At 65.7% G+C, this 19,984-nt stretch carries 22 protein-coding genes; 15 read left to right on the forward strand and 7 right to left on the reverse strand.

From position 1 onward, the window contains the following. Nucleotides 1-62: 62 nt before the first annotated feature. Genes phnG through phnN form a run of 8 tightly spaced genes read left to right on the forward strand, consistent with a single transcriptional unit; the run spans nucleotide 63 to nucleotide 5,731 of the window. Nucleotides 63-515 carry a phosphonate C-P lyase system protein PhnG gene (phnG, locus tag V7Q53_RS00815; protein WP_333826458.1) on the forward strand — a complete coding sequence of 151 codons (453 nt, stop codon included), beginning with the start codon at nucleotides 63-65 and terminating at the stop codon, nucleotides 513-515. Further along, entirely contained in the window at nucleotides 512-1,093 is a 582-nt protein-coding gene (gene phnH / locus V7Q53_RS00820) for a phosphonate C-P lyase system protein PhnH (protein ID WP_333826459.1), read from the forward strand. The genes phnG and phnH overlap by 4 nt, the downstream gene beginning before the upstream one ends. Then, complete coding sequence (locus V7Q53_RS00825; protein ID WP_333826460.1) at nucleotides 1,093-2,172, forward strand: carbon-phosphorus lyase complex subunit PhnI; 1,080 nt, start codon at nucleotides 1,093-1,095, stop codon at nucleotides 2,170-2,172. The genes phnH and V7Q53_RS00825 overlap by 1 nt, the downstream gene beginning before the upstream one ends. Further along, complete coding sequence (locus tag V7Q53_RS00830; RefSeq protein ID WP_333826461.1) at nucleotides 2,169-2,765, forward strand: HAD family hydrolase; 597 nt, start codon at nucleotides 2,169-2,171, stop codon at nucleotides 2,763-2,765. Before V7Q53_RS00825 ends, V7Q53_RS00830 begins: the two co-directional genes overlap by 4 nt. Beyond that, a complete protein-coding gene (locus tag V7Q53_RS00835) occupies nucleotides 2,762-3,628 on the forward strand; it encodes an alpha-D-ribose 1-methylphosphonate 5-phosphate C-P-lyase PhnJ (protein ID WP_333826462.1) in 867 nt (288 codons plus the stop codon). Before V7Q53_RS00830 ends, V7Q53_RS00835 begins: the two co-directional genes overlap by 4 nt. Before the next feature lie 58 nt (nucleotides 3,629-3,686). Further along, nucleotides 3,687-4,460 (forward strand): phosphonate C-P lyase system protein PhnK, encoded by a 774-nt coding sequence (gene phnK / locus V7Q53_RS00840; protein ID WP_333826501.1) that lies wholly within the window; start codon nucleotides 3,687-3,689, stop codon nucleotides 4,458-4,460. 57 nt (nucleotides 4,461-4,517) lie between these two features. Continuing rightward, nucleotides 4,518-5,195 (forward strand): phosphonate C-P lyase system protein PhnL, encoded by a 678-nt coding sequence (gene phnL / locus V7Q53_RS00845; RefSeq protein ID WP_333826463.1) that lies wholly within the window; start codon nucleotides 4,518-4,520, stop codon nucleotides 5,193-5,195. Then, a complete protein-coding gene (gene phnN / locus V7Q53_RS00850; RefSeq protein ID WP_333826464.1) occupies nucleotides 5,192-5,731 on the forward strand; it encodes a phosphonate metabolism protein/1,5-bisphosphokinase (PRPP-forming) PhnN in 540 nt (179 codons plus the stop codon). Before phnL ends, phnN begins: the two co-directional genes overlap by 4 nt. On the opposite strand, the gene V7Q53_RS00855 is transcribed toward phnN, so the two are convergent. Beyond that, nucleotides 5,710-6,372 carry a DUF1045 domain-containing protein gene (locus V7Q53_RS00855; protein WP_333826465.1) on the reverse strand — a complete coding sequence of 221 codons (663 nt, stop codon included), beginning with the start codon at nucleotides 6,370-6,372 and terminating at the stop codon, nucleotides 5,710-5,712. The two genes, phnN and V7Q53_RS00855, sit on opposite strands and share 22 nt — an antisense overlap. Nucleotides 6,373-6,464: 92 nt before the next feature. Between V7Q53_RS00855 and V7Q53_RS00860 the strand changes: the two genes are divergently transcribed. Further along, a complete protein-coding gene (locus tag V7Q53_RS00860; protein ID WP_333826466.1) occupies nucleotides 6,465-7,610 on the forward strand; it encodes an alpha-D-ribose 1-methylphosphonate 5-triphosphate diphosphatase in 1,146 nt (381 codons plus the stop codon). Nucleotides 7,611-7,619: 9 nt separating this feature from the next. Here the strand turns inward: V7Q53_RS00860 and V7Q53_RS00865 are convergent, their stop codons facing one another. Both V7Q53_RS00865 and V7Q53_RS00870 read right to left on the reverse strand, forming a co-directional pair. Then, nucleotides 7,620-8,894 carry a multidrug effflux MFS transporter gene (locus V7Q53_RS00865; protein WP_333826467.1) on the reverse strand — a complete coding sequence of 425 codons (1,275 nt, stop codon included), beginning with the start codon at nucleotides 8,892-8,894 and terminating at the stop codon, nucleotides 7,620-7,622. Then, on the reverse strand, nucleotides 8,891-9,391 hold the full coding sequence (locus V7Q53_RS00870) for a MarR family winged helix-turn-helix transcriptional regulator (protein ID WP_333826468.1): 501 nt from the start codon (nucleotides 9,389-9,391) through the stop codon (nucleotides 8,891-8,893). Before V7Q53_RS00870 ends, V7Q53_RS00865 begins: the two co-directional genes overlap by 4 nt. 177 nt (nucleotides 9,392-9,568) lie before the next feature. Here V7Q53_RS00870 and V7Q53_RS00875 point away from each other — a divergent pair, with 177 nt between their 5' ends. Then, nucleotides 9,569-11,053, forward strand: a complete 1,485-nt coding sequence (locus tag V7Q53_RS00875; protein WP_333826469.1) for a class I adenylate-forming enzyme family protein — start codon at nucleotides 9,569-9,571, stop codon at nucleotides 11,051-11,053. A 112-nt stretch (nucleotides 11,054-11,165) separates the two neighbouring features. Here the strand turns inward: V7Q53_RS00875 and V7Q53_RS00880 are convergent, their stop codons facing one another. The 4 genes from V7Q53_RS00880 to V7Q53_RS00895 form a co-directional block, all read right to left on the reverse strand. Further along, nucleotides 11,166-11,570 (reverse strand): PaaI family thioesterase, encoded by a 405-nt coding sequence (locus tag V7Q53_RS00880; RefSeq protein WP_333826470.1) that lies wholly within the window; start codon nucleotides 11,568-11,570, stop codon nucleotides 11,166-11,168. Nucleotides 11,571-11,577: 7 nt separating this feature from the next. Beyond that, nucleotides 11,578-12,393, reverse strand: coding sequence for an IclR family transcriptional regulator (locus V7Q53_RS00885; RefSeq protein WP_333826471.1), 816 nt, complete (start codon nucleotides 12,391-12,393; stop codon nucleotides 11,578-11,580). Nucleotides 12,394-12,503: 110 nt separating this feature from the next. Beyond that, nucleotides 12,504-13,454 (reverse strand): winged helix-turn-helix transcriptional regulator, encoded by a 951-nt coding sequence (locus tag V7Q53_RS00890; RefSeq protein WP_333826472.1) that lies wholly within the window; start codon nucleotides 13,452-13,454, stop codon nucleotides 12,504-12,506. 80 nt (nucleotides 13,455-13,534) lie between these two features. Beyond that, nucleotides 13,535-15,067 carry a carotenoid oxygenase family protein gene (locus V7Q53_RS00895; RefSeq protein ID WP_333826473.1) on the reverse strand — a complete coding sequence of 511 codons (1,533 nt, stop codon included), beginning with the start codon at nucleotides 15,065-15,067 and terminating at the stop codon, nucleotides 13,535-13,537. Between the two features lie 3 nt (nucleotides 15,068-15,070). Here V7Q53_RS00895 and V7Q53_RS00900 point away from each other — a divergent pair, with 3 nt between their 5' ends. From V7Q53_RS00900 to V7Q53_RS00920, 5 genes are read left to right on the forward strand one after another with little or no spacing between them, the layout of a single operon-like run. Continuing rightward, entirely contained in the window at nucleotides 15,071-15,271 is a 201-nt protein-coding gene (locus V7Q53_RS00900; protein WP_333826474.1) for a hypothetical protein, read from the forward strand. Nucleotides 15,272-15,318: 47 nt separating this feature from the next. Then, nucleotides 15,319-16,038, forward strand: a complete 720-nt coding sequence (locus V7Q53_RS00905) for an alpha/beta fold hydrolase (protein ID WP_333826475.1) — start codon at nucleotides 15,319-15,321, stop codon at nucleotides 16,036-16,038. Continuing rightward, entirely contained in the window at nucleotides 16,035-17,012 is a 978-nt protein-coding gene (locus tag V7Q53_RS00910; protein WP_333826476.1) for an NAD(P)H-dependent flavin oxidoreductase, read from the forward strand. Before V7Q53_RS00905 ends, V7Q53_RS00910 begins: the two co-directional genes overlap by 4 nt. Next, the gene (locus tag V7Q53_RS00915; protein ID WP_333826477.1) at nucleotides 17,009-18,727 is read left to right on the forward strand and encodes a class I adenylate-forming enzyme family protein; all 1,719 of its coding nucleotides are present in this window, start codon (nucleotides 17,009-17,011) and stop codon (nucleotides 18,725-18,727) included. Before V7Q53_RS00910 ends, V7Q53_RS00915 begins: the two co-directional genes overlap by 4 nt. Next, entirely contained in the window at nucleotides 18,720-19,958 is a 1,239-nt protein-coding gene (locus V7Q53_RS00920; protein WP_333826478.1) for an acetyl-CoA acetyltransferase, read from the forward strand. The genes V7Q53_RS00915 and V7Q53_RS00920 overlap by 8 nt, the downstream gene beginning before the upstream one ends. The last annotated feature ends 26 nt before the right edge of the window (nucleotides 19,959-19,984 follow it).

A 19,984-nucleotide genomic window follows, 5' to 3' on the forward strand; every position in this document is an offset into this window, starting at 1 on the left:
GACCACATCATGCTAACAGATGTCTAGTTGTATAGATATATAGACAAATCTGGAAGTTGTCCATGCCTGAATCCGCCACGCCGCAGGCTCTCGACCGCGCCGCCGCCATGGGCCTCATGGCCCGCGCCCCGGCCGATGCGCTGGAAACGCTGTTTCCTGACCTGCCGCCCCATGTACTGCTACGCGGGCCGGAGATTGGTACGGTCATGGTGCGCGGCCGGCAAGGCGGCACCGGCGCGCCCTTCAATCTGGGGGAAATGACCGTGTCCCGGTGCAGTGTCCGGCTGGAGAGCGGCGCGGTCGGCCATGCCCATGTGCAGGGCCGTGACCGCAACCACGCCCGCCGCGCCGCGGTGCTGGATGCGCTGTTGCAGACTGCTCAGGCCCCATCGCTGGCTGAGGCGGTGCTTGCCCCGCTGGCCCGCGCCGAGAACGCCCGGCGCGAAACCCGCGCAGCCAAGGCTGCGGCGACCAAGGTCGAGTTCTTCACCCTCGTGCGCGGAGAAGATCAATGACAAGCCCCCTGCCCGGCACCGTCTTTGAAGGCGGCTTCACCGACGCGCCGCTTGACGCAGCAACCGCCTTCCGTGCCGTTCTGGAAGCCCTGTCGCGCCCCGGCACCCTTGCCACACTCACCGGCGCCACCCCACCCGCGCCGCTGTCGCAGGCCGCCGGGGTGCTGGCGCTGACGCTGTTTGACGCGACCACCCCGGTGCATCTGGCGGGCGGGCATGACACCCCTGCCCTGCGCGACTGGCTGGTGTTCCACACCGGCGCGCCGCTGGTCGGCGCCGAACAGGCCGCCTTTGCCGTCGGCAGCTGGGACGCCCTGCAACCCGTCACCCGTTTCGCGCCTGGCACGCCGGATTACCCTGACCGCGCGGCAACGCTGATCATCGAGATGCCCGAACTGGCCGCCCAGGGCGCGCTGCTGCGCGGCCCCGGCATCAAGGAGACCGCGCGCCTGTCCCTGCCCGATATCGCCGCGTTTCAGACCAACCACGCACGCTACCCGCTGGGTTTTGACACCTTCCTGACATGCGGCGACCGGGTGGCAGGGTTGCCACGCTCAACGCAAGTGGAGGCAGACTGATGTATGTTGCCGTCAAGGGTGGCGAGCAGGCCATCGACAATGCCCATGCCTTTCTCGCCGAAGAGCGGCGCGGCGACCCTTCGGTGGCTGAGCTGGGCATTGACCAGATCCGCGAGCAGCTTGCGCTGGCGGTCAACCGGGTGATGGCCGAAGGCTCGCTCTATGACCCTGATCTGGCCGCGCTGGCGATCAAACAGGCGCGCGGTGATCTGATCGAGGCGATTTTCCTGATCCGCGCCTATCGCACCACCCTGCCCCGCCTGGGCAATGCGCGCCCCATCGACACCGGCGCGATGACCGCAATCCGCCGGGTCTCAGCCACCTACAAGGACCTGCCCGGCGGTCAGGTGCTGGGGCCGACATTCGACTATACCCACCGCCTGATTGACTTCGCGCTGGTCGCCGGGGGTGAGGCGCCGCAGGCAACCATGGCCACGCCGGGCGGCGCGATGCCGCGTGTCAGCGGCCTGCTGGACAGCGAGGGCCTCGTCGAAGCCGAACCCGCCAGCGATACCGAGCCCCCCGATCTGACCCGCACACCGCTGGAGCTGCCCGCCAACCGCGCCTTGCGCCTTCAGGCACTTGCACGCGGTGATGAGGGGTTCATCCTGTCGCTCGCCTATTCCAGCCAGCGCGGCTTCGGGCGCACCCATCCTTTCGTGGGCGAATTGCGCATTGGCGAAGTGATGGTGGAGCTGGATATTCCCGAGCTGGGTTTCAGCGTCGCCATCGGCGCGGTGACGGTCACGGAATGCGAGACGGTCAACCAGTTCAACGGCTCCAAGACCCAGCCGCCGCAGTTCACACGCGGCTACGGGCTGGTCTTCGGCCAGTCCGAGCGCAAGGCAATCTCGATGTCGCTGGTGGACCGCGCGCTGCGCTGGGAAGAGCTGGGCGAGGAAAACAGCGGCGCGCCGGTGCAGGATGCCGAATTCGTGCTGATGCATGCGGACAACATTCAGGCGACCGGCTTTCTGGAGCACATCAAACTGCCCCATTACGTCGATTTCCAGTCAGAGCTGGAGCTGGTGCGCCGCATGCGCGCCGGGGCAACCGCTCAGCAGGAGGCAGCGCAATGAAGGCCGTGGTTTTCGATATCGGCAATGTTCTGGTCCGGTGGGAGCCGCACCGCGCCTTCACGCCCGATCTGGGCAGCCATGATGCCGCCGAGGCCTTCATGGCGCGCACCGGGTTCATGGCCCGCAACCTGCGCGCTGATGCGGGCGAAAGCTTTGCCGATCTGGCCACAGAGATCAGCGATCCTGACGACCGCGCGCTCTTTGCCCGCTATGTCGGGCGCTACCGCGACACCGTGCCCGAAGCGATCGAGGGAAGCTGGGCGCTGATGGAACGCCTGCGCGGGCGTGGCTTGCAGATCCATGCCATCACCAACTGGTCGGCCGAGACATGGCCGCATGGCGTGGCCGTGCATCCCCGGCTGGAAACGGCCTTCGGGGTGACCGTGATCTCAGGTCACGAGCGGGTGCTCAAGCCGGACCCGCGCATCTTCGCGCTTCTGTGCGAACGCACCGGCCTTGATGCCGCTGACTGCCTGTTCATCGACGACAGCCCTAAGAATATCGCGGGCGCGCGCGCTTTCGGCATGCAGGCGGAGCATTTCACCACAGCCGGGGCGCTGGAGGCGGCACTGGCCGCGAGGGGGCTTTTGTGAACGACTACAATTTCGCCTATCTGGACGAACAAACCAAACGCATGATCCGCCGCGCGATCCTCAAAGGGGTGGCGGTGCCCGGGTATCAGGTGCCGTTTGCCAGCCGCGAGATGCCGATGCCCTATGGCTGGGGCACCGGCGGCGTGCAGGTGACGGCGGCCTGCCTGATGCCCTCGGACCGGCTGAAGGTGATTGATCAGGGCGCAGATGATACCACGAATGCCGTGTCGATCCGGCGGTTCTTTCAGCGCACGGCGGATGTGGCGGTGACCAGCCACACGATTGAGGCTACGGTCATCCAGACCCGGCACCGCATCCCCGAAGCGCCGCTGCAGGAGGGGCAGATACTGGTCTATCAGGTGCCGATCCCCGAACCCCTGCGCTTTCTGGAGCCGCGCGAGACCGAAACCCGGCGCATGCACGCGCTGGAGGATTACGGGCTGATGCATGTGAAGCTTTATGAGGATATCGCACGAAACGGCACGATCGCCACCGCATATGCCTATCCGGTCATGGTTGCCGGGCGCTATGTGATGGACCCCTCGCCGATCCCCAAATTCGACAACCCCAAACTGTCAGACTGCCCGGCGCTGCAACTGTTCGGGGCGGGGCGTGAGCAGCGCATCTATGCGGTGCCGCCCTATACATCCGTGGTCAGCCTCGATTTTGAGGATTACCCGTTCGAGGCCTCGAAAGCGCCGCATGCCTGCGATCTGTGCGGGGATGACAGCAGCTATCTGGATGAGGTGATCACCGATGACCGGGGCGGGCGGATGTTTGTCTGTTCCGACACCGACCATTGCGACTGCCGTCAGGCGGCGGGCCATCGCGGGCGGCTTTCGGTGCCGGAGGTTTGCGCATGAACGGCTGGCTATGGGCGCTGAAAGGGCTTTCTTCCCCGCTTGAGGTAACGTGATGAGCATGCACCCCCCCCTCCTCTCGGTCCGTGGCATTACCCGGTCCTATGGCGCGCGGATCGGCTGCGCCGATGTCTCGTTCGATCTGTGGCCGGGCGAGGTGATGGGCATCGTGGGTGAGTCCGGCTCGGGAAAATCCACCCTTCTGGCCTGTCTCGCCGGGCATCTTGCGCCCGATTCCGGCTCGCTGGTGTTCGACACCCGCACCGATGGCCCCCGCGATGTTCTGGCCATGTCCGAGCCGGAGCGGCGGATGCTGGGGCGCACCGACTGGGCCTTTGTCCACCAGAACCCGCGCGACGGGCTGCGCATGGGCGTCAGCGCCGGGGGTAATGTGGGCGAGCGGCTGATGGCCGTGGGCGCGCGCCATTACGGCCAGATCCGCCAGCAGGCAACGGACTGGCTGGAACGCGTGGAAATCCATGCCGACCGTATCGACGACCGCCCGCGCCAGTTCTCGGGCGGCATGCAGCAGCGCCTGCAGATCGCCCGCAACCTTGTCACCGCGCCGCGCCTTGTGTTCATGGATGAACCCACCGGCGGCCTTGATGTCAGCGTTCAGGCGCGGCTTCTGGACCTGATGCGCGGGCTGGTGCGGCAGATGGGGCTGAGCGCGGTGATCGTCACGCATGATCTGGCGGTGGTCCGGCTGCTGGCCGACCGCATCATGGTGATGAAGGACGGGCGGGTGATTGAAGAGGGGCTGACCGATCAGGTGCTGGACGACCCGCAGCATGCCTACACACAGTTGCTGGTCAGTTCCGTGCTTCAGGTCTGAGGAGGGCGCCCCTGGGACACCGGGTTGCGTATTTTTGGCAAGATGAGGGGACCGGCGATGATCGTGGTCGAAAATGTATCAAAGAATTTCACCCTGCATAATCAGGGCGGGATTGTTCTGCCGGTGATGTCAGGGGCCTCACTTCGGGTTGCGCCCGGCGAATGTGTCGGGCTGGCGGGGGCTTCGGGGGCGGGGAAATCCACCCTGATGCGGATGATCTGGGGCAACTACCGCACCGACAGCGGCCGCATCCTGATCAATGGCACCGATATCGCCGCCGCCGAACCGCGCCAGATCATCGCGCTGCGCCGCACGACACTGGGCCATGTCAGCCAGTTTCTGCGCGTGGTTCCCAGGGTGCCCGCGCTGGATGTGGTGGCCGAACCGCTGCTGAGCCAGGGCTTCGCCCCGGAGGAGGCGCGTGCGCGGGCCGCCGCGATTCTGGCGCGGCTGAACATTCCGGAACGGCTGTGGTCGCTGTCGCCGACCACCTTCTCGGGCGGTGAGCAGCAGCGCGTCAACATCGCGCGCGGCTTTGTCCATCACTGGCCCGCGCTGCTGCTGGATGAACCCACCGCCAGCCTTGACGCGGGCAACCGTGAGGTTGTGCTGACGCTGATCGAGGAAGCCAAGGCGCGCGGCGCGGCGATTGTCGGGATATTCCACGACGAAGACGCGCGCGGCCGGATCTGTGACCGGCTGGTGGATGTGACGCGTTTCGCGGTGGCGGCGTGAGCGGGCGGGTCCTTGCCGTTGTCGGCCCCTCGGGGGCGGGCAAGGACACGCTGCTGGCAGGGGTCTGCGGGCCGGGCGGGCCGCACTGGGTGCGCCGGGTCATCACGCGCGCGGCCACCCCCGGCGGCGAGCCTTTTGAGGGGGTGGATGAGGCGACATTCCTTCGCCGCCAGGCCGCGGGCGAATTTGTGCTGCACTGGCGGGCGCATGGGCTGGCCTATGGCCTGCCGCATGCCGAATTCGCCCCGCTGGCCGAGGGGCGCGATGTGATCTTCAACGGCTCACGCGCGATTCTGCGGCAGGCCGCGCGGCAGTTTCCCGGCCTGCGCGTGATCCTTGTCACCGCCCCGCCCGAGGTGCTGGCCAACCGGCTGGCGGCGCGCGGGCGCGAAACGGCTGCCGGGATCGCCGAACGTCTGGCACGCGAAGCCCCCCTGCCCGAGGGATTGCCGGTGATCACGATCATCAATGACGCAACACCCGAGGCCGGGATCGCGCGCCTGCGCGCAGCCCTTCAGGCGAGTGAAACGCGGTGACGCAGATGAAAGACCCCTGCATCATCCTCACCGAACACGGCAACGGAGCTGAGCAGGTAGGGCTGCGGCACCACGCCCGCGAAATGCGCGCGCGCCAGCGGAAGCAGCACCTCGGCCTGCGCCGGGGCGAGGCGTTCCGACAGCGTCATATGGAAGTTGAAGGCGTCCAGCACATAGGGATAGCCCCAGGCATCCAGCAGCGCGCGCTTGTGCGTGTCAAGCGCGTCCGGGTTGCGGCGCGCGCGCTCCTGCGCCGTCAGGGGCGCGCGGAAGCGGTCCAGCCCGGTGACGATCTGAGCCGCGAAGCTGTTGAGCGCGCGGGTGTCGCCCTTTGGCACCAGCGCCAGAAACCCGCCGAAAAGCACCAGTTCAAGCCGTTCGATCAAAACCGGGCGCAGCGTGGCGACCAGATCCTGCACGCCTTGAACGAGCGATGCTTCGGTTTCACCCTCAGCCAGCCGGAACGGCGCCTTGAGGGTTGCATGAAACCCGTAGCGCCGGGCATTTGCCGTCAGGGCGGGCAGATCAGCATGGGGCTGGGCGGGACAGGCGCCTGTCGCCGCATCACGCCCCAGCCACTCTGCCGCCGCATCGGCAAAGGCACCGGGCAGCGGCGCATGATAGAGTGCAAATCGATTCATGAGTATTCTCTAACACTGATTCCGTCACTGTAATGTGACATTGCCATGATCATGAAAAGCCCGCGAACAGATCGAAGAAGACAGGAAACGCCATGACCGGATCGACCATTCTTGCCAATGCCACGCTGCTCCTGCCCGATGGCACGATCCGTGGATCGTTGCAGATCGAGGATGGGCGGATCACGCGGATCGATCCCGGCACCGGCATCCCCCCCGGCGCGGTGGATTGCGACGGCGATCTGGTCATGCCCGGCCTGATCGAGCTGCACACCGACAACCTTGAGCGCCACATCCAGCCGCGACCCAAGGTCAACTGGCCCCATGCCCCGGCCATCATCGCCCATGACGCCGAGCTGGCGAGCGTGGGCATCACCACCGTGTTCGACGCGCTGCGGGTGGGTTCGGTCATCTCGAACGGAGCATCCAATTATGGCGAATATGCCCGCCAGCTGGCCAATGAAATTCTGGATCTGCGCGCGCGCGGTGCGCTGCGGATCAGCCATTTCCTGCATCTGCGCGCCGAGGTCTGCTCAGAAACGCTGATTGATGAGCTCGACAAATTCGGCCCCGGCGACAATGCGGGGATCGTCAGCCTGATGGACCATACTCCGGGCCAGCGCCAGTTCACCGATATCAGCCAGCTGCGCAAATACGTGATCGGCAAGCACGGGCTGAACGAGGATGAGTTCATCAACCATATCACGCAGCTGCAGGAGCTGTCTGCCCGCCTTGGCAAGAAGCATGAGGCGGCGGTGGTCGAAGCGGCGGGCCGGTTTGGGGCGGTTCTGGCCAGCCATGACGATACGACCGAAGCACAGGTTGCGGTCAGCGCCGCGCATGGTGTCCATTTCGCCGAGTTCCCCACAACGCGCGAGGCGGCCGAGGCCAGTCTGACGCGCGGCATCAAGGTGATGATGGGTGCGCCGAACCTCATTCGCGGGGGTTCCCATTCCGGGAATGTTGCGGCGCGCGAACTGGCCGAGCTGGGGCTGCTGGATATTCTCTCGTCAGATTATGTGCCCTCGTCGCTGCTGACCGGGGCGATGATGCTGGGTGATCTGTGGGGCGATCTGCCGCGTGGTATCGCCACCGTGACATCGGCCCCCGCCGCCGCGGTCGGCTTCACCGACCGTGGCACGCTGGCGGAGGGGATGCGCGGCGATGTGCTGCGGGTGCATCGCGCGTCGGATATCGTCACCCTGCGCGGCACCTGGGTCTGCGGGCGGCGCGCGGCCTGAGGCGGCGCTTCAGCGCCCCTCGCCTTCCTCATCGGGCATGAGGCTGCGGCCCGGCGGTGCGGCGGCAATTACATCGCGCCGGGGCTCGGCGTCAGACAGAACCGGCAGGCGGCGGTGGGCGAGAAAGCTCAGGGCTGACAGCAGGCCAAGTGCCGGGATGAACAGCGCCATCGCCAGCAGTGCATCGCCCAGGAACGCAGCCGCCAGCCCGACAGCCAGCCCTGCCCCCATCTGCAGGAAGCCCTGCAACGCCGAGGCGCTGCCTGCGATCTTCGGAAACGGCACCAGCGCCGCCATCGACATGGCCGGCATCACAAAGGCAATCCCCGCCGCATAGACCGCCGTGGGCAGCATCACACCCAGATAATCAGGCGCAGCCCAGAGCAGCCGGAGCGCGCCCAGACTGCCCAGAACGATCATGACAACCCCAACGGCGGCCAGCCGGTTGGCGCTGACCCGGCTCATCAGCACGCGCATCGCCAGCGCACCGCCCATGAAACTGCCGGATTGCAGCAGCATCCCCAGACCGTATTCAACCGGGCTGAGCCCCACCCTTTCCATCAGGATGAAGGGCAGAATCGTCGCCTGCGCATAAAGCGCGCCGATCGCGCCGACCACAACGCCGCTGGCCAGCATGAAGTGCGGATTCATCGCCAGTGTGCAGTAGTTGCGCCACAGGACCAGCGGTGCCAGCAGCGAGGGGTTGCGCGCCACCGTCTCGCGCATCGTCAGCCAGACGATGACCAGCACCGCCAGCGCATAGATCACCATCAGCACAAAAATCCAGCGCCAGTTTCCGAACTCAAGCAGCAGGCCGCCCAGCGTGGGCGAGATGACGGGCGCCACGGCCAGAATGATGCCGACCATGTTCATGATCCGCGCCGCCTGCTGGCCGCGGAACAGATCGCGGATCAGCGCGCGTGAGGTGGTGATGCCAACCGCCGCACCGATCCCCTGCAACAGGCGTCCCACTAGCAGGGCCTCGATACTGCTTGCCAGCATCGAGGCCAGACTGCCCGCAAGGAACAGGAGCATGAAGCCCAGCACCACCGGCTTGCGCCCCAGCGCATCCGACAGCGGCCCGGCCACAAGCTGGGCAAGGGCGAAGCCGCCGAAGAACACCGCCAGCGTCATCTGCACCATGCCCTCGGTGGTGCCCATCTCAATGACGATGCTGGGCATCGACGGGGTGTAGAGCGCCATTGCCACCGGGCCCGTGGCAACCATAAGCGCACCCAGCAGGCCGACACGGCGCTCGCTCATAAGGGGGGACAGGGTGGTCATGGGCGCGCTCCGGCTTTTCCTTGCGCCTGCAGGTTCTTGCGGGCCTGCCGGGCCATGGCGAGGAAGGCTTCCCACGCCGGTTCATCAATATCGCCCCGCGCCACCGTGCGCATTTCGCGCCCGATAGCGCGGATGCGCGGCACCAGTGCCTCTGCCTGCGGGGTCAGCGCGACGATGCGCGCGCGCCCGTCTTCGGGGTCTGGGCAGCGCGCGACCAGCCCCGCCCCCTCCAGCCGGGCCAGAACGCCGGTCAGGGTCATCCTTGCCACCACCAGCCGCTCGGCCAGATGATGCTGGCGCAGCGGCCCGGCAAGGGCGAGGGTGATCAGGATGCGCCCCTCAACCGGGGTGATGCCCAGCCCCGAACCGGCGATGCGGCGCTCGAACTCGGTGCGCAGCAGGCGGGACAGGTCATGCATCAGAAAAGCCGGGGAATCGGCAGGGTCCGAAGGGATGTCAGCGGAAATCCGGGCGGGGGTGTTCGGCGGCGGGGTCATGCGAATCTTTGTATCATAGTCATACTATATTTTTGAGATAGGTGCGGCACCATCCCATGTCAACCCGCGCCGCCTGACCTCCTTCTTCCGTCAAACGAAATTAGGTTTCGCAATTGTTGACGCTTCCGCAGCGTTCGTCTAATCCCGCATGAGCGGCAACCGCGGGGAGGGGGCGGCATGTGGATAGACCGGATTGCATCGGGGCATGACCGGGAGCGCTGCGCCATCATCGACCATGACGGCGCGCGCCTCAGCTTCGGGGCACTGGAAGCGGCGGTCCAGCAGGCAACGGACATGCTGCACGGACACGGTGTCAGGCCGGGAGACCGGGTGCTGGTGGTGGCGGAGAACTGCGCCCTGTTCGTTACCCTTTTGCTGGCCACAACGCGGCTGCGCGCCTGGTGTGTCCCCTTGAATGCCCGGGTCAGCGCCGATGAACTGGCGCAGATCACCGCGCATGCCACCCCACGCGCCTGCGCTTTTACCACGCATGCCTCTGACGCGGCCAAAGCCCATGCCGATGCAATCGGCGCCACCTGTCGCGGGCAGATCGCAGGCTGGCCGCTGGTAATGACCACCTACCCCGGGGCAGTGGCCGAGCCGGAGGACCAGACACCGCAAACTCAGGTGGCGGTCATGCTCTATACCTCGGGCACCACCGGGCAGCCCAAGGGCGTGATGCTGACCCATGCCAACCTCGATTTCAACGCGATGATGGCGGCGCGGATGCGCGCCATGGTGCCGGAGGACGAGATACTGGTGGTGCTGCCGGGCACCCATGTGATGGCCCTGTCCACCGCCATTCTGGCAGCCCTGCGGGCGGGTGCCACCATGCGGCTTTTGCCGCGTTTCTCGCCGCAGGCGGTGCTGGATGCGCTTGCCGGAGGCGCCAGCATCATGCCCGCCGTGCCCGCCATGTATGACCAGCTTCTGCGCCACCTCGATACGACCGGCACGGCCCTGACCGCCCCCCGCCTGCGGCTGATCGGCACCGGCGGCGCACCGCTTGATCCGGGATGGAAAGCGCGGATCGAGGCGCGGTTCGGGCTGATCCTGAACAATGGCTACGGCTTGACCGAGGCCGGGCCGGGCATCTCCTCTACCTCGCTGGGCCCGGCGCGCAGCGACAGCTCGGTCGGCCATGTCTATCCTGACTGCACCATCCGCATCGACAATCCCGCGGCCGACGGGGTGGGCGAGTTGCTGGTGCGCGGGCCGAATGTGATGAAGGGCTATTATCGCAACCCTGAGGCCACCGCACAGGCCATCAGTGCCGAAGGCTTCCTGCGGACCGGCGATCTGGCGCGACAGGACGGGGACGGCGCACTGCATATCGTGGGCCGCAACAAGGAACTGATCATCCGTTCCGGCTTCAACATCTACCCGCCCGAGGTGGAGGCCGCACTTTCCGGCTGCCCGGGCGTGCTTCAGGTGGCGGTGACGGGGCGGCCGGTACCCGGCAACGAAGAGGTTATCGCTTTCGCCATCACCGATGGCAGCGTGACGCCCGAGGCGCTGCGCGACTGGGCGCGTGCGCGGCTGGCGGGTTACAAGGTTCCCCGGCATGTGCTGATCGTCGCAGACTTGCCGATGACCGCCGCCGGAAAGGTGCGCAAGCACGAACTGCTGGCCCGGCACGGCGATACGCTTCCTGCCGCGTGACCGGCCCACGGGTGCAAGGGGGGCCCTGCCCCCCTCTTGGCCTTGCGGCCAATTCACCCCCCGGCGTATTTTTGGCAAGATGAAGGGGCAGCCGTGGAGTCAGGCCCGGCCGTCAGTCGATATAGCGGAAGGTGCCCGAGGCGCGGGCCAGATCCAGCCCGGTATCATCCCGCACCACGCCTTCGGAAAAGAAAACCTTGCGCCCCCCGCCGACCCGCCGCCCCTCGGCGATCAGCATCGCGCCCCTGGGCACGGCAAGGTAGCTGACATTCAGGTTCAGCGTCACCGCCCGGCGCGAGGGTGCACCCTCTGCCACGAAGCAACCCGCCGACCCCAGCGCCGCATCGAGCAGCAGCGCATGCACCCCGCCATGCGGAATCCCCACCAGATTGAGCAGATCATCGCGCATTTCGAGCGCGAAACGTGCGTAACCCAGTGTCATTTCCAGTTTGCGGAAGCCGATCAGCTGCTGAAACGGATAATGCGGCAGCAGGCCTTGACCGGCCTCTGTGGGCATGGCGCGATCAGACATTGTCTTCGGGCCGCAAGGCAAGGCTTTGCGCCGCACGCAAAAGGCGGGGGGCATAGGTTTCCATCAACTGCTCCTGCGGATTGAGAAAGGCGAAACCGCCGACATTGACGGCATGAACACTGCCGCCCTGCACCGGCACCACGGGGGCGGCAATGCCATTGATTTCCTGCCGCCATTCGCCAAACGACGTGCAGTACCCATAGGCCGCGAAATCTGCTCTGGCGCGCTCCAGACCCAGCGCAAGCCGCGCGCGGGCAGCCGGATCGTCTGCAAGGCGGCAGGCTTCATCCAGCAGGCTGTCCTGTGCGGCAGCGGGCAGGCCCATCAGCAGCGCCCGCCCGATCGAGGAATGAAACAGCGGCACCTGCGCGCCCAGATGGAAGGTCATCGCCACTGACTGCGGAGCGCGATGCGTCACCAGATAGACCATCGACAGCCCGTACCGTTCCCCCAGCGCGGCGGCGACATTGGGGTTGTCACCCTCGCACAGCGCGGCCAGTTCGATCTGGGCACGCTCGCGCAGCGGCATGGCGGCCAGCGCGCCGTACCCCAGCGTCATCACCCCGCCGCCCAGCCGGTAGTCACCGCCCGGCGCGTCCTGCACCAGGTAGCCCAGCTTGCACAGCGTATAGGTCAGGCGGGTGACGGTGGGCTTGGGCAGGCCGGTGCGGGCGGCAAAGGTCTGGTTGGTGAGATAGACCTCGTTGCGGCGGAAACAGCGCAGCAGGCTGAGCCCGCGCGCCAATGCGGTGACGAACTTGGGGTCGCTTTCATCGCCGTCACCCTCGGGCAGCGCGGGGTCAGCCATGGAGACGCTCGGGCGGTGAGGGGCGGAAGGGCTGGAGGCAAGTCAGAGGGCAGCTCCTTGCTGTGGTTTCGGAACGACGTTTCGCTTGCCAGAATACCCAGCGCGCCACCCTACTGCAACCGCCCTTCGCCAGCAGAGCCGCGCGGGTGGATGGTGATGTTCTCGCGCCCCACCCAGCCGCCGCAATGATCGCAGGCGAACCGACCGCGCACCAGAGCGCCGCATTCATGCACCAGCATCTCGGGCGGGGGTTGGCCCGCGTTGCACCACCTGTCCCCCCATGCGCTGATACTGACCAGAAGCGGGTAGAACGGCTCGGCACGCGGCAGGGTGGAATAGACCAGTCGCCGCCCCTCCTGCCGTTCATGGACCAGCCCCAGCAGGCGCAGCTTCTCAAGCCGCCCGCGCACGACCGAGGCACCGAGCGCCAGATCCTGCGCCAGAGCCTGAATATGTGCCGGGCCCTGAAACAGCCGCCACAGAATTTCGTTGCACGGAATATCGCCCACCAGCGAGGCCGCCACCAGCCCTTCGCCATCGCCTGCCGCAGTAATTGCAGCATCATTGCGCCGTGACAGCCGCGCGCGAGGCTCCGGGTCGAACTGCGGCGGATCGGTGGGTACAACTGTCACGCTGGCGCTGTTGATGACGCCCTTGCAATGCGTGCAGCGAAAGGTGGCGGACAGCACCTTGCCGCAAGTGGTATGGACCATGTCGAAGGGCAGCACGTCTCCATCGCCCGGATTGGCCTGATGCCACAGCCAGACCGAATACATCGCCTCCTGCAGGTCAAAGGCCTTGGCGGTGGGCGCGTATTCAAGCGTGGCATGGCCGGGGCTGACGGGGCGGCGATACATCATCGCCTCGCGGCACAGATGCGTCAGTCGCAGCGACAGGGTCTGCCGTGGGATGTTCAGCGCCCGCTGAAAGGCGCTGAAACGGCGGGTGCCGTTGAACGCCTCTTTCAGGATCAGCATGGTCCATGGATCGCCCAGCACATTGAGCGCGCGCCTGAGCGCGGTGGCGGGGGCCTGACTGGGCGATAGGTCCTTAGGGGGCACGGCGCATTCCTTTGCCCTGGCACAATGCATGCGGTGCGGCAGAAATCAACCGCCGCACCTTGCTGTGCCGTGCCTTCCTGTCACGCAGGCCAGATCTGCTTGCCGTCAATCCAGGTGGTGTGAAACCCGATGCTGATGCGCCGCGGGATCTTTACCTTGGCGATGGGTTTGGTGATGTCTTCGGCGTCAAAGATCAGGCAGGCCGAGGACCAGTCATTGCTGTCCGTGACAAACATCACCGGATAGGCCTTGCCCTCGCCCGTGGCCGGGTCGGCGCTGGCCGAGGGCGCGACCGGCGCCTCCGAGCCATAGACCCCTTCGCCATAGTCGTAGCGCTGGGTGCTGCCGGTCTGCAGATCGTAGCGCAGCAGCCCGTTGAAGGTCTGACAGCGCCCCTCAAGCGAGCCTTCCTGCGCAACCGGGATGATCTGGTTGAACGAATAGCGCGATTTGCGGCCCATGTAATTGGTGTTGACGGTGGGAAACTCGGTGTTCGCATCATCCAGCATCCCCTCGCTGACAGCACCCGTGCGCGTGTTGAATGACCAGCGATACATGACATGGCTGCGGCGGCGGTAGGCCATCATCGAGGCCAGATGCTGATCGCGCGCATCCTTCACCGGCATCGGGTCTTCCTGACGGCAGCCCAGCATATGCACCCACTCGCCCTCTTCCCAGGCGTTCGAGATATGCAGGATATAGCAGGGTTCGCATTCAAACCATTGCACCTTGTCCGAGCGCCCGAAGCGATCAATCAGGCCAAAGCGCGCGGGCTGGTCGCGGTGAAAGTCCATCACCCGGCGGCCGTGTTTTTTCAGGATATCCACGTCATGATAGAACGGCAGGTCATGCAGGATGGCGTAATTCTCGGTCAGGCCCATGTCATGGGGTGAACGCGGGCCTTGCAGGTCAATCTCAATATCGAACTTCAGCGCACCATCGGCACCGGCCATGCCATAGCTCATATACGGCGGTTCGTCCTGATAGTTGAAGAAGAACAGATCGCCGGTCCAGGGGTCGGTCTTGGAATGGGCAGAAACTGAATGGTGCAGCTTGCCGCCCAGCGTTTCGCGGCCCGTGGTTTCCAGCGTCAGCGGGTCAACCTTGTAGGGGTCACCGGCCATGTACCACAGTGACAGAAGACTGCCGTTGTGAAAGATCACATCGGTGTTGGAGACATCCTTGATCGGCGAGCCGGGCAGGCGGAAATCATAGGGCCCGGCCAGCCCCGGCCAGATGGCCTTGCCGGCCTTGTCTTCGACAAGGAACGCCCCGTTGCGCAGCCATTTCTGCTTGAACCACGCCTTGCCGCCGCGAAAGTAGATCGCCCGCAGCATCGCATCGCCGTCATAGTAGTGATACTTGCTGTTCACCGGCTCGAACCGCTGCGACGGCCCGTTCATCACATAGGCGCCGCACAGATCGGCGGGGATTTCGCCCTCAACCTCCAGATCCTCGGCCTCATATTCCACATTCGTGGGGGCGAAGGCGCCGTGCAGATAGGGGTGGTCATAGCGCCAGATCCAGTCCGGAGCATCGGGCGGGGGTGTACCGTCGGGCGCGAACTGACGGACATTCGCGGCGGTAACGGCAAGCGGCGTGTCATGGGACATCGAATGGCCTCCGGCGGAATCAATATTTATCTAGACCATTTATCCGGGCTATGGGCGGCCTCTGTCAAGAAATTATTCGTATTGAGACCGAAATCCGCCGTCGATGCCTTTGGCCAGACGGAAAACCCCGCGAAATCAAGGAAATCCGGCGGCTCGTCATTCCGCCAGACAAAACTTGGTTTTGAAAAGCACAATTTCGCTTGATGGAGTAGAGATTTTGGTCTAGCAGTATTCTTAACGAGGGAGGAGCCATGCATACGATCGCCTGCATACCCGGCCTGCTGTGCACGGGCGCCATTTTTGATGGCCTTGCGGCCGCCCTGCCCGCCGACACCCCCCTTCAGATCAACGAGCTGTCTGATTCGGATGCGTTCAACACCCTCGCCGCCCGGATCGCCGAAGAAATCCCGCCCGCCTGCGTGCTGATCGGCATGTCGATGGGCAGCTATCTGGCGCTCATGGTGCAGCGCCTGCGGCCTGAGGCGGTGAAGGGGCTGGTTCTGATTGGCACCAATGCCCGCGCCGACACGCCCGAGGCTGCGGAAAACCGGAAGAAAACCGTCAACCGCGCCCGCAAACACGGCATGCAGGTGCTGGCCGAGGGGCTGAGCGATCTGATGCTGGGGACGGCGCAGCGTGACAACCCGGCCCTGCGCGGCAAGATCGCTGACATGGCCATCGCAACCGGGATCGAGGTTTTCGCCCGCCATCAGAGCGCGCTTGCCAGCCGCCCGGACCAAAGCGACGCGCTTGGCGCCATCCACTGCCCCGTGCTGGTCATCACCGGCAGCGAGGATGTCATAACCTCGCCTGCCGCAGGCGCGGAACTGGCGCGCATGGTGCCGCAGGGGGCGCAGGTTATCCTTGAGGGCGTTGGCCATCTGCCGCTTCTGGAGGCGCCGCAACAGGTGGCCGCGCTTGTCGCCCGCTTCCTCACCGATCTGCCCACAAGCGAAAGCCTGCCCGAATGACCACCGCTGCCCGTTTGACCACCACCGAACGCCTGCGCCAGTTGCGCCTGCCGGCCTTTGCCGCGCCGATGTTTCTGGTCTCGTCACCCGAACTGGTGATCGCAAGCTGCCGCGCCGGGATCGTCGGCAGTTTTCCCGCGCCGAACCTGCGCACCAGTGCCGAGCTGGGTGGCTGGATGCGTCAGATCAACGAGGCACTGGCCGCACCCGCAGACACGAACTGGCCCACCGCCCCTTGGGCGCTGAACCTTGTCACCCATTCCACCAGCCCGCGCCTGCCCGCCGATCTTGAGCAGGTCGCCGAACACCGCCCGCCCATCGTCATCACCGCGCTTGGCAGCCCGAAGCCCGTCATTCCCACGGTTCATGGCTATGGCGGGCTGGTCTTTGCCGATGTCATCTCGGAAGATCTGGCGCGCAAGGCGGTTGACGCAGGCGCGGACGGGTTGGTGCTGGTCTGCTCCGGCGCTGGGGGCCATACGGGGGAGCTGAGCCCGCTGGTGTTTGTTGAGCGGGTGCGGCGCTTCTTTGATGGCCACATTGCGCTGGCCGGGGCCATCAATACCGGCGAGGCCGTTCTGGCCGCGCAGGTTCTGGGGGCGGATTATGCCTATGTCGGCACCGCCTTCATTCCGGCTTTCGAGAGCCTTGCCAGCGATGAATACCGCCAGATGCTGATCGACTGCACCCCGCGCGACCTGATGGTGACGCGCGCCTTTACCGGGGCGCGGGCCAGCATGCTGGTGCCCTCGATGCTGCGCATGGGGCTTGACCCGGAGGCGATTGAATTCAAGGTTGCGAAGCTCAACTTCACCGGGCGGCAGAACGAAACCGTGAAGCCCTGGACAGGGGTATGGGGTGCCGGGCAGGGGCTGGGCCGCATCGAGCGGGTGGAGCCCGCCGCCGATATCATCGAGCGTCTGGCGCGCGAATATGAGGGCGCGCGCCGCCGCACAGCGGGGCTTTGCGCATGATCCCCTTTCCCTCCGATCAGGCCAGCCGGTTCCGCGAGGAAGGGTATTGGGGCGATCTGTCGCTGCCGCAGATGTTCGCGGATACCTGCGCCCGGGTGCCTGACCGGCTGGGCCTGATTGACGCGCCCAACCGGAGCGAGTTGTATGAGGGGCCGCCCCTTCGCCTGACCTATGCGCAGATGGCGCGGGAGGTGTCGCGCTATGCCGCCATCCTGCGGGCGCGGGGGCTGGGCAAGGGATCACTCATCGCCACGCAACTGCCCAATATCGCCGAGATGATCCTGATTTATCTGGCGATTGCCCGGATCGGTGCGGTGCTCAGCCCGGTTTCCATGGCCTACCGCGCAGCGGAGTTGCGCGGGCTGGCGCAGGTGGCTGATTTTGACGCCTATCTGTCGATCGGAACCCTGCGCGGCCAGCCCTTTTATGCCGAGCGCCTGGACGCCCTTCCCGCGCACTGCCTGCGGCTGGGGCTGGGCAGCGGCCTGCCCGAGGGCGTCATCCGTATTGATACGCTGACGCCCGCAGCCAGTGCTGCGCCGGTGGATGTGTCGGCAGACGCGCTCTTCGCGGTTTTCTGGACATCGGGCACCGAGGGCGTGCCAAAGGCTGTGCCCAAGACACATAACAACTTGATGGCCAGCTCGCTGGGGGCATGGCGCATCCTGGGCCTGCCGGACGGCGCGAATATCCTTGCGCCGTTCCCCTTTGTGAACGCGGCGGCCATCGGCGGGCTGATGATGTGCTGGATGCGCACGGCGGGCGCGCTGTTCCTGCATCACCCGTTCGATATCGGCACATTCCTGCGTCAGCTTATCGACGAGGATATCGCCTATACGATGGTGGCGCCCACCCTGCTGATCTATCTGCGCGACAAGGCAGGTGACCCGGAACTGCAACCCGCGCTGCACCGGCTGCGCGCCATCGGCACCGGCTCTGCCCCGCCGGACCCTGAGGTTTTCGCCTTCTTTCAGGACAGTTTCGGGGTTCCCGTGCTCAACTTCTTCGGCTCGAACGAGGGCGCGCAGCTCTGCTCAGGGCCAGAGCGCGTGCCCGATCCGCGCCGCCGTGCGCGGTTTTTCCCGCGTGACGGTGATGAGCACTGGGCCGGGGGCGCCGGCCTGCGCACCGCCAATGGCGGCACGTTCAAACTGGTTGATCCGGCCTCGGGCAAGGTGGTCAGCGAGGCGGGCGAAATGGGCGAAATGTATATCCGTGGCCCGGCGCTGCTGCCCGGCTATTACGCGCGCACGGGCTATGACCGCGCAAAGTTTGACAGCGACGGGTTCTTTGCCACAGCCGATCTGTTCCAGATTTCTGACTGTGGGGAGTTTATCCGCTTCCACGCCCGCGCGCGTGAACTGATCGTGCGCGGCGGCATGAAAATATCGCCGGTAGAGCTGGATGGCTTTCTGGCCCCCCTGCCCGGCGTGCGCGAGCTTGCAGTGGCCCCCTGCCCTGACCCGAAGATGGGCGAGAAGGTCTGCCTGTTTGCCGTGCTGGAACCGGGCGCGCGGCTGACTCTGACCGATGTTCAGGCTTTCTGCGATACGCATGGTCTGGCCAAGTTCAAATGGCCTGAACGGCTTATCCTGTGCGACGCTCTGCCCCGCACCCCGCTTGCCAAACTGGACCGCAAGGCGCTGGCCCGGCGGCTGGCCGATGAGACCGCCCCAACGCGCGCTGCCCTTGCACACGGAGCCGAACATGCCTGAACCTGTCTACATCCTTGGCGGCGCCCAGACCGATTTTGCCCGCAACTGGCACCGCGAAGAGCTGGGCATTGACGCCATGATGGCCGAAGCGCTGGAGGCGGGGCTTCAGGCCGCAAAGCTGGAGCACCGCGACATTCAGAGCGTCCATGTCGGCAATTTCACGGCAGAGCTGTTTTGCGGGCAGGGGCAACTGGGCGGCATCGTGGCCTCGTTGCACCCTGATCTCTCGGGCGTGCCCACGTCAAGGCATGAGGCCGCCTGTGCCTCTGGCTCCATGGCCGTGCTTGCGGCGAGCGCCGATATCGAAGCCGGGCGCTATGATCTGGTCTGTGCGCTGGGTGTGGAATACATGCGCAACGTGCCGGGCCAGCGCGCCGCCGAATATCTGGGCGCCGCCGCATGGGCGGGGCGCGAATGGCAGGATGCCACCTATCTGTGGCCCGCCGCGTTCAATGACCTGATCACCGCCTATTCCGAGAAATACGGGCAGGTCGATTATGCCCATCTGGGAGAGATCGCGCGCATCAACTATGAAAACGGTCGCCGCAACCCCTATGCCCAAAGCCGGAAATGGCAGTTCAACGAACGTTCGTTCACCGAGGATGACGAGGCGAACCCGGTGATCGAGGGCCGTGTGCGGCGCAATGATTGCGGGCAGGTCACCGACGGCGCGGCGGTGGTGTTTCTGGCCTCGCGCCGGTTCGCGGAGGCCTATGTGAAGGAACGCGGCCTGAAGCTGTCCGACCTTGCGCAGATCGAGGGCTGGGGCCACCGCACCGCGCCGATGATGCTGCGCGAAAAGCTGGAAGAGAGCCGCAACTCACGCTTCGTGCTGCCGCAGGTGCACCAGACGATCCGCGAGGCCTTTGCGCGCGCCGGTATCGACAGCCCTTTCCAGCTGGACGCCATTGAAACGCATGACTGTTTCGCCATGACCGAATACGCCGCGATCGACAGCTTCGGCCTGACGCACCCCGGAGAAAGCTGGAAAGCGGTTGAGGACGGCACCATTACAGCGGGCGGGCGGTTGCCGGTCAACCCTTCGGGCGGGCTGATCGGACTGGGGCATCCGGTGGGTGCGACCGGGGTGCGGATGATGCTGGACGGATACCGCCAGGTCACCGGCAAGGCCGAGGCCTGTCAGGTCGAAGGCGCGCGCCGCGTCGGGCTGCTCAACATCGGCGGCTCTACCACCACCATTGCCAGCTTCGTCGTGGGGCGGGCGGCATAACCCGCGCCCGGGGAGGGGCGCGGGAT

The sequence above is a fragment of the Pararhodobacter sp. genome (genome assembly GCF_036802785.1).
Taxonomy (GTDB): domain Bacteria; phylum Pseudomonadota; class Alphaproteobacteria; order Rhodobacterales; family Rhodobacteraceae; genus Pararhodobacter.

Excerpts from the sequence above, each read along its gene's own strand:
- phnG (WP_333826458.1), top strand. The coding sequence starts at position 63 with ATGCCTGAATCCGCCACGCCGCAGGCTCTCGACCGCGCCGCCGCCATG.
- phnH (WP_333826459.1), top strand. The coding sequence starts at position 512 with ATGACAAGCCCCCTGCCCGGCACCGTCTTTGAAGGCGGCTTCACCGAC.
- V7Q53_RS00825 (WP_333826460.1), top strand. The coding sequence starts at position 1,093 with ATGTATGTTGCCGTCAAGGGTGGCGAGCAGGCCATCGACAATGCCCAT.
- V7Q53_RS00830 (WP_333826461.1), top strand. The coding sequence starts at position 2,169 with ATGAAGGCCGTGGTTTTCGATATCGGCAATGTTCTGGTCCGGTGGGAG.
- phnK (WP_333826501.1), top strand. The coding sequence starts at position 3,687 with ATGCACCCCCCCCTCCTCTCGGTCCGTGGCATTACCCGGTCCTATGGC.
- phnL (WP_333826463.1), top strand. The coding sequence starts at position 4,518 with ATGATCGTGGTCGAAAATGTATCAAAGAATTTCACCCTGCATAATCAG.
- V7Q53_RS00855 (WP_333826465.1), bottom strand. The coding sequence starts at position 6,372 with ATGAATCGATTTGCACTCTATCATGCGCCGCTGCCCGGTGCCTTTGCC.
- V7Q53_RS00860 (WP_333826466.1), top strand. The coding sequence starts at position 6,465 with ATGACCGGATCGACCATTCTTGCCAATGCCACGCTGCTCCTGCCCGAT.
- V7Q53_RS00865 (WP_333826467.1), bottom strand. The coding sequence starts at position 8,894 with ATGACCACCCTGTCCCCCCTTATGAGCGAGCGCCGTGTCGGCCTGCTG.
- V7Q53_RS00870 (WP_333826468.1), bottom strand. The coding sequence starts at position 9,391 with ATGACCCCGCCGCCGAACACCCCCGCCCGGATTTCCGCTGACATCCCT.
- V7Q53_RS00875 (WP_333826469.1), top strand. The coding sequence starts at position 9,569 with ATGTGGATAGACCGGATTGCATCGGGGCATGACCGGGAGCGCTGCGCC.
- V7Q53_RS00880 (WP_333826470.1), bottom strand. The coding sequence starts at position 11,570 with ATGCCCACAGAGGCCGGTCAAGGCCTGCTGCCGCATTATCCGTTTCAG.
- V7Q53_RS00885 (WP_333826471.1), bottom strand. The coding sequence starts at position 12,393 with ATGGCTGACCCCGCGCTGCCCGAGGGTGACGGCGATGAAAGCGACCCC.
- V7Q53_RS00895 (WP_333826473.1), bottom strand. The coding sequence starts at position 15,067 with ATGTCCCATGACACGCCGCTTGCCGTTACCGCCGCGAATGTCCGTCAG.
- V7Q53_RS00900 (WP_333826474.1), top strand. The coding sequence starts at position 15,071 with ATGGCCTCCGGCGGAATCAATATTTATCTAGACCATTTATCCGGGCTA.
- V7Q53_RS00905 (WP_333826475.1), top strand. The coding sequence starts at position 15,319 with ATGCATACGATCGCCTGCATACCCGGCCTGCTGTGCACGGGCGCCATT.
- V7Q53_RS00910 (WP_333826476.1), top strand. The coding sequence starts at position 16,035 with ATGACCACCGCTGCCCGTTTGACCACCACCGAACGCCTGCGCCAGTTG.
- V7Q53_RS00915 (WP_333826477.1), top strand. The coding sequence starts at position 17,009 with ATGATCCCCTTTCCCTCCGATCAGGCCAGCCGGTTCCGCGAGGAAGGG.
- V7Q53_RS00920 (WP_333826478.1), top strand. The coding sequence starts at position 18,720 with ATGCCTGAACCTGTCTACATCCTTGGCGGCGCCCAGACCGATTTTGCC.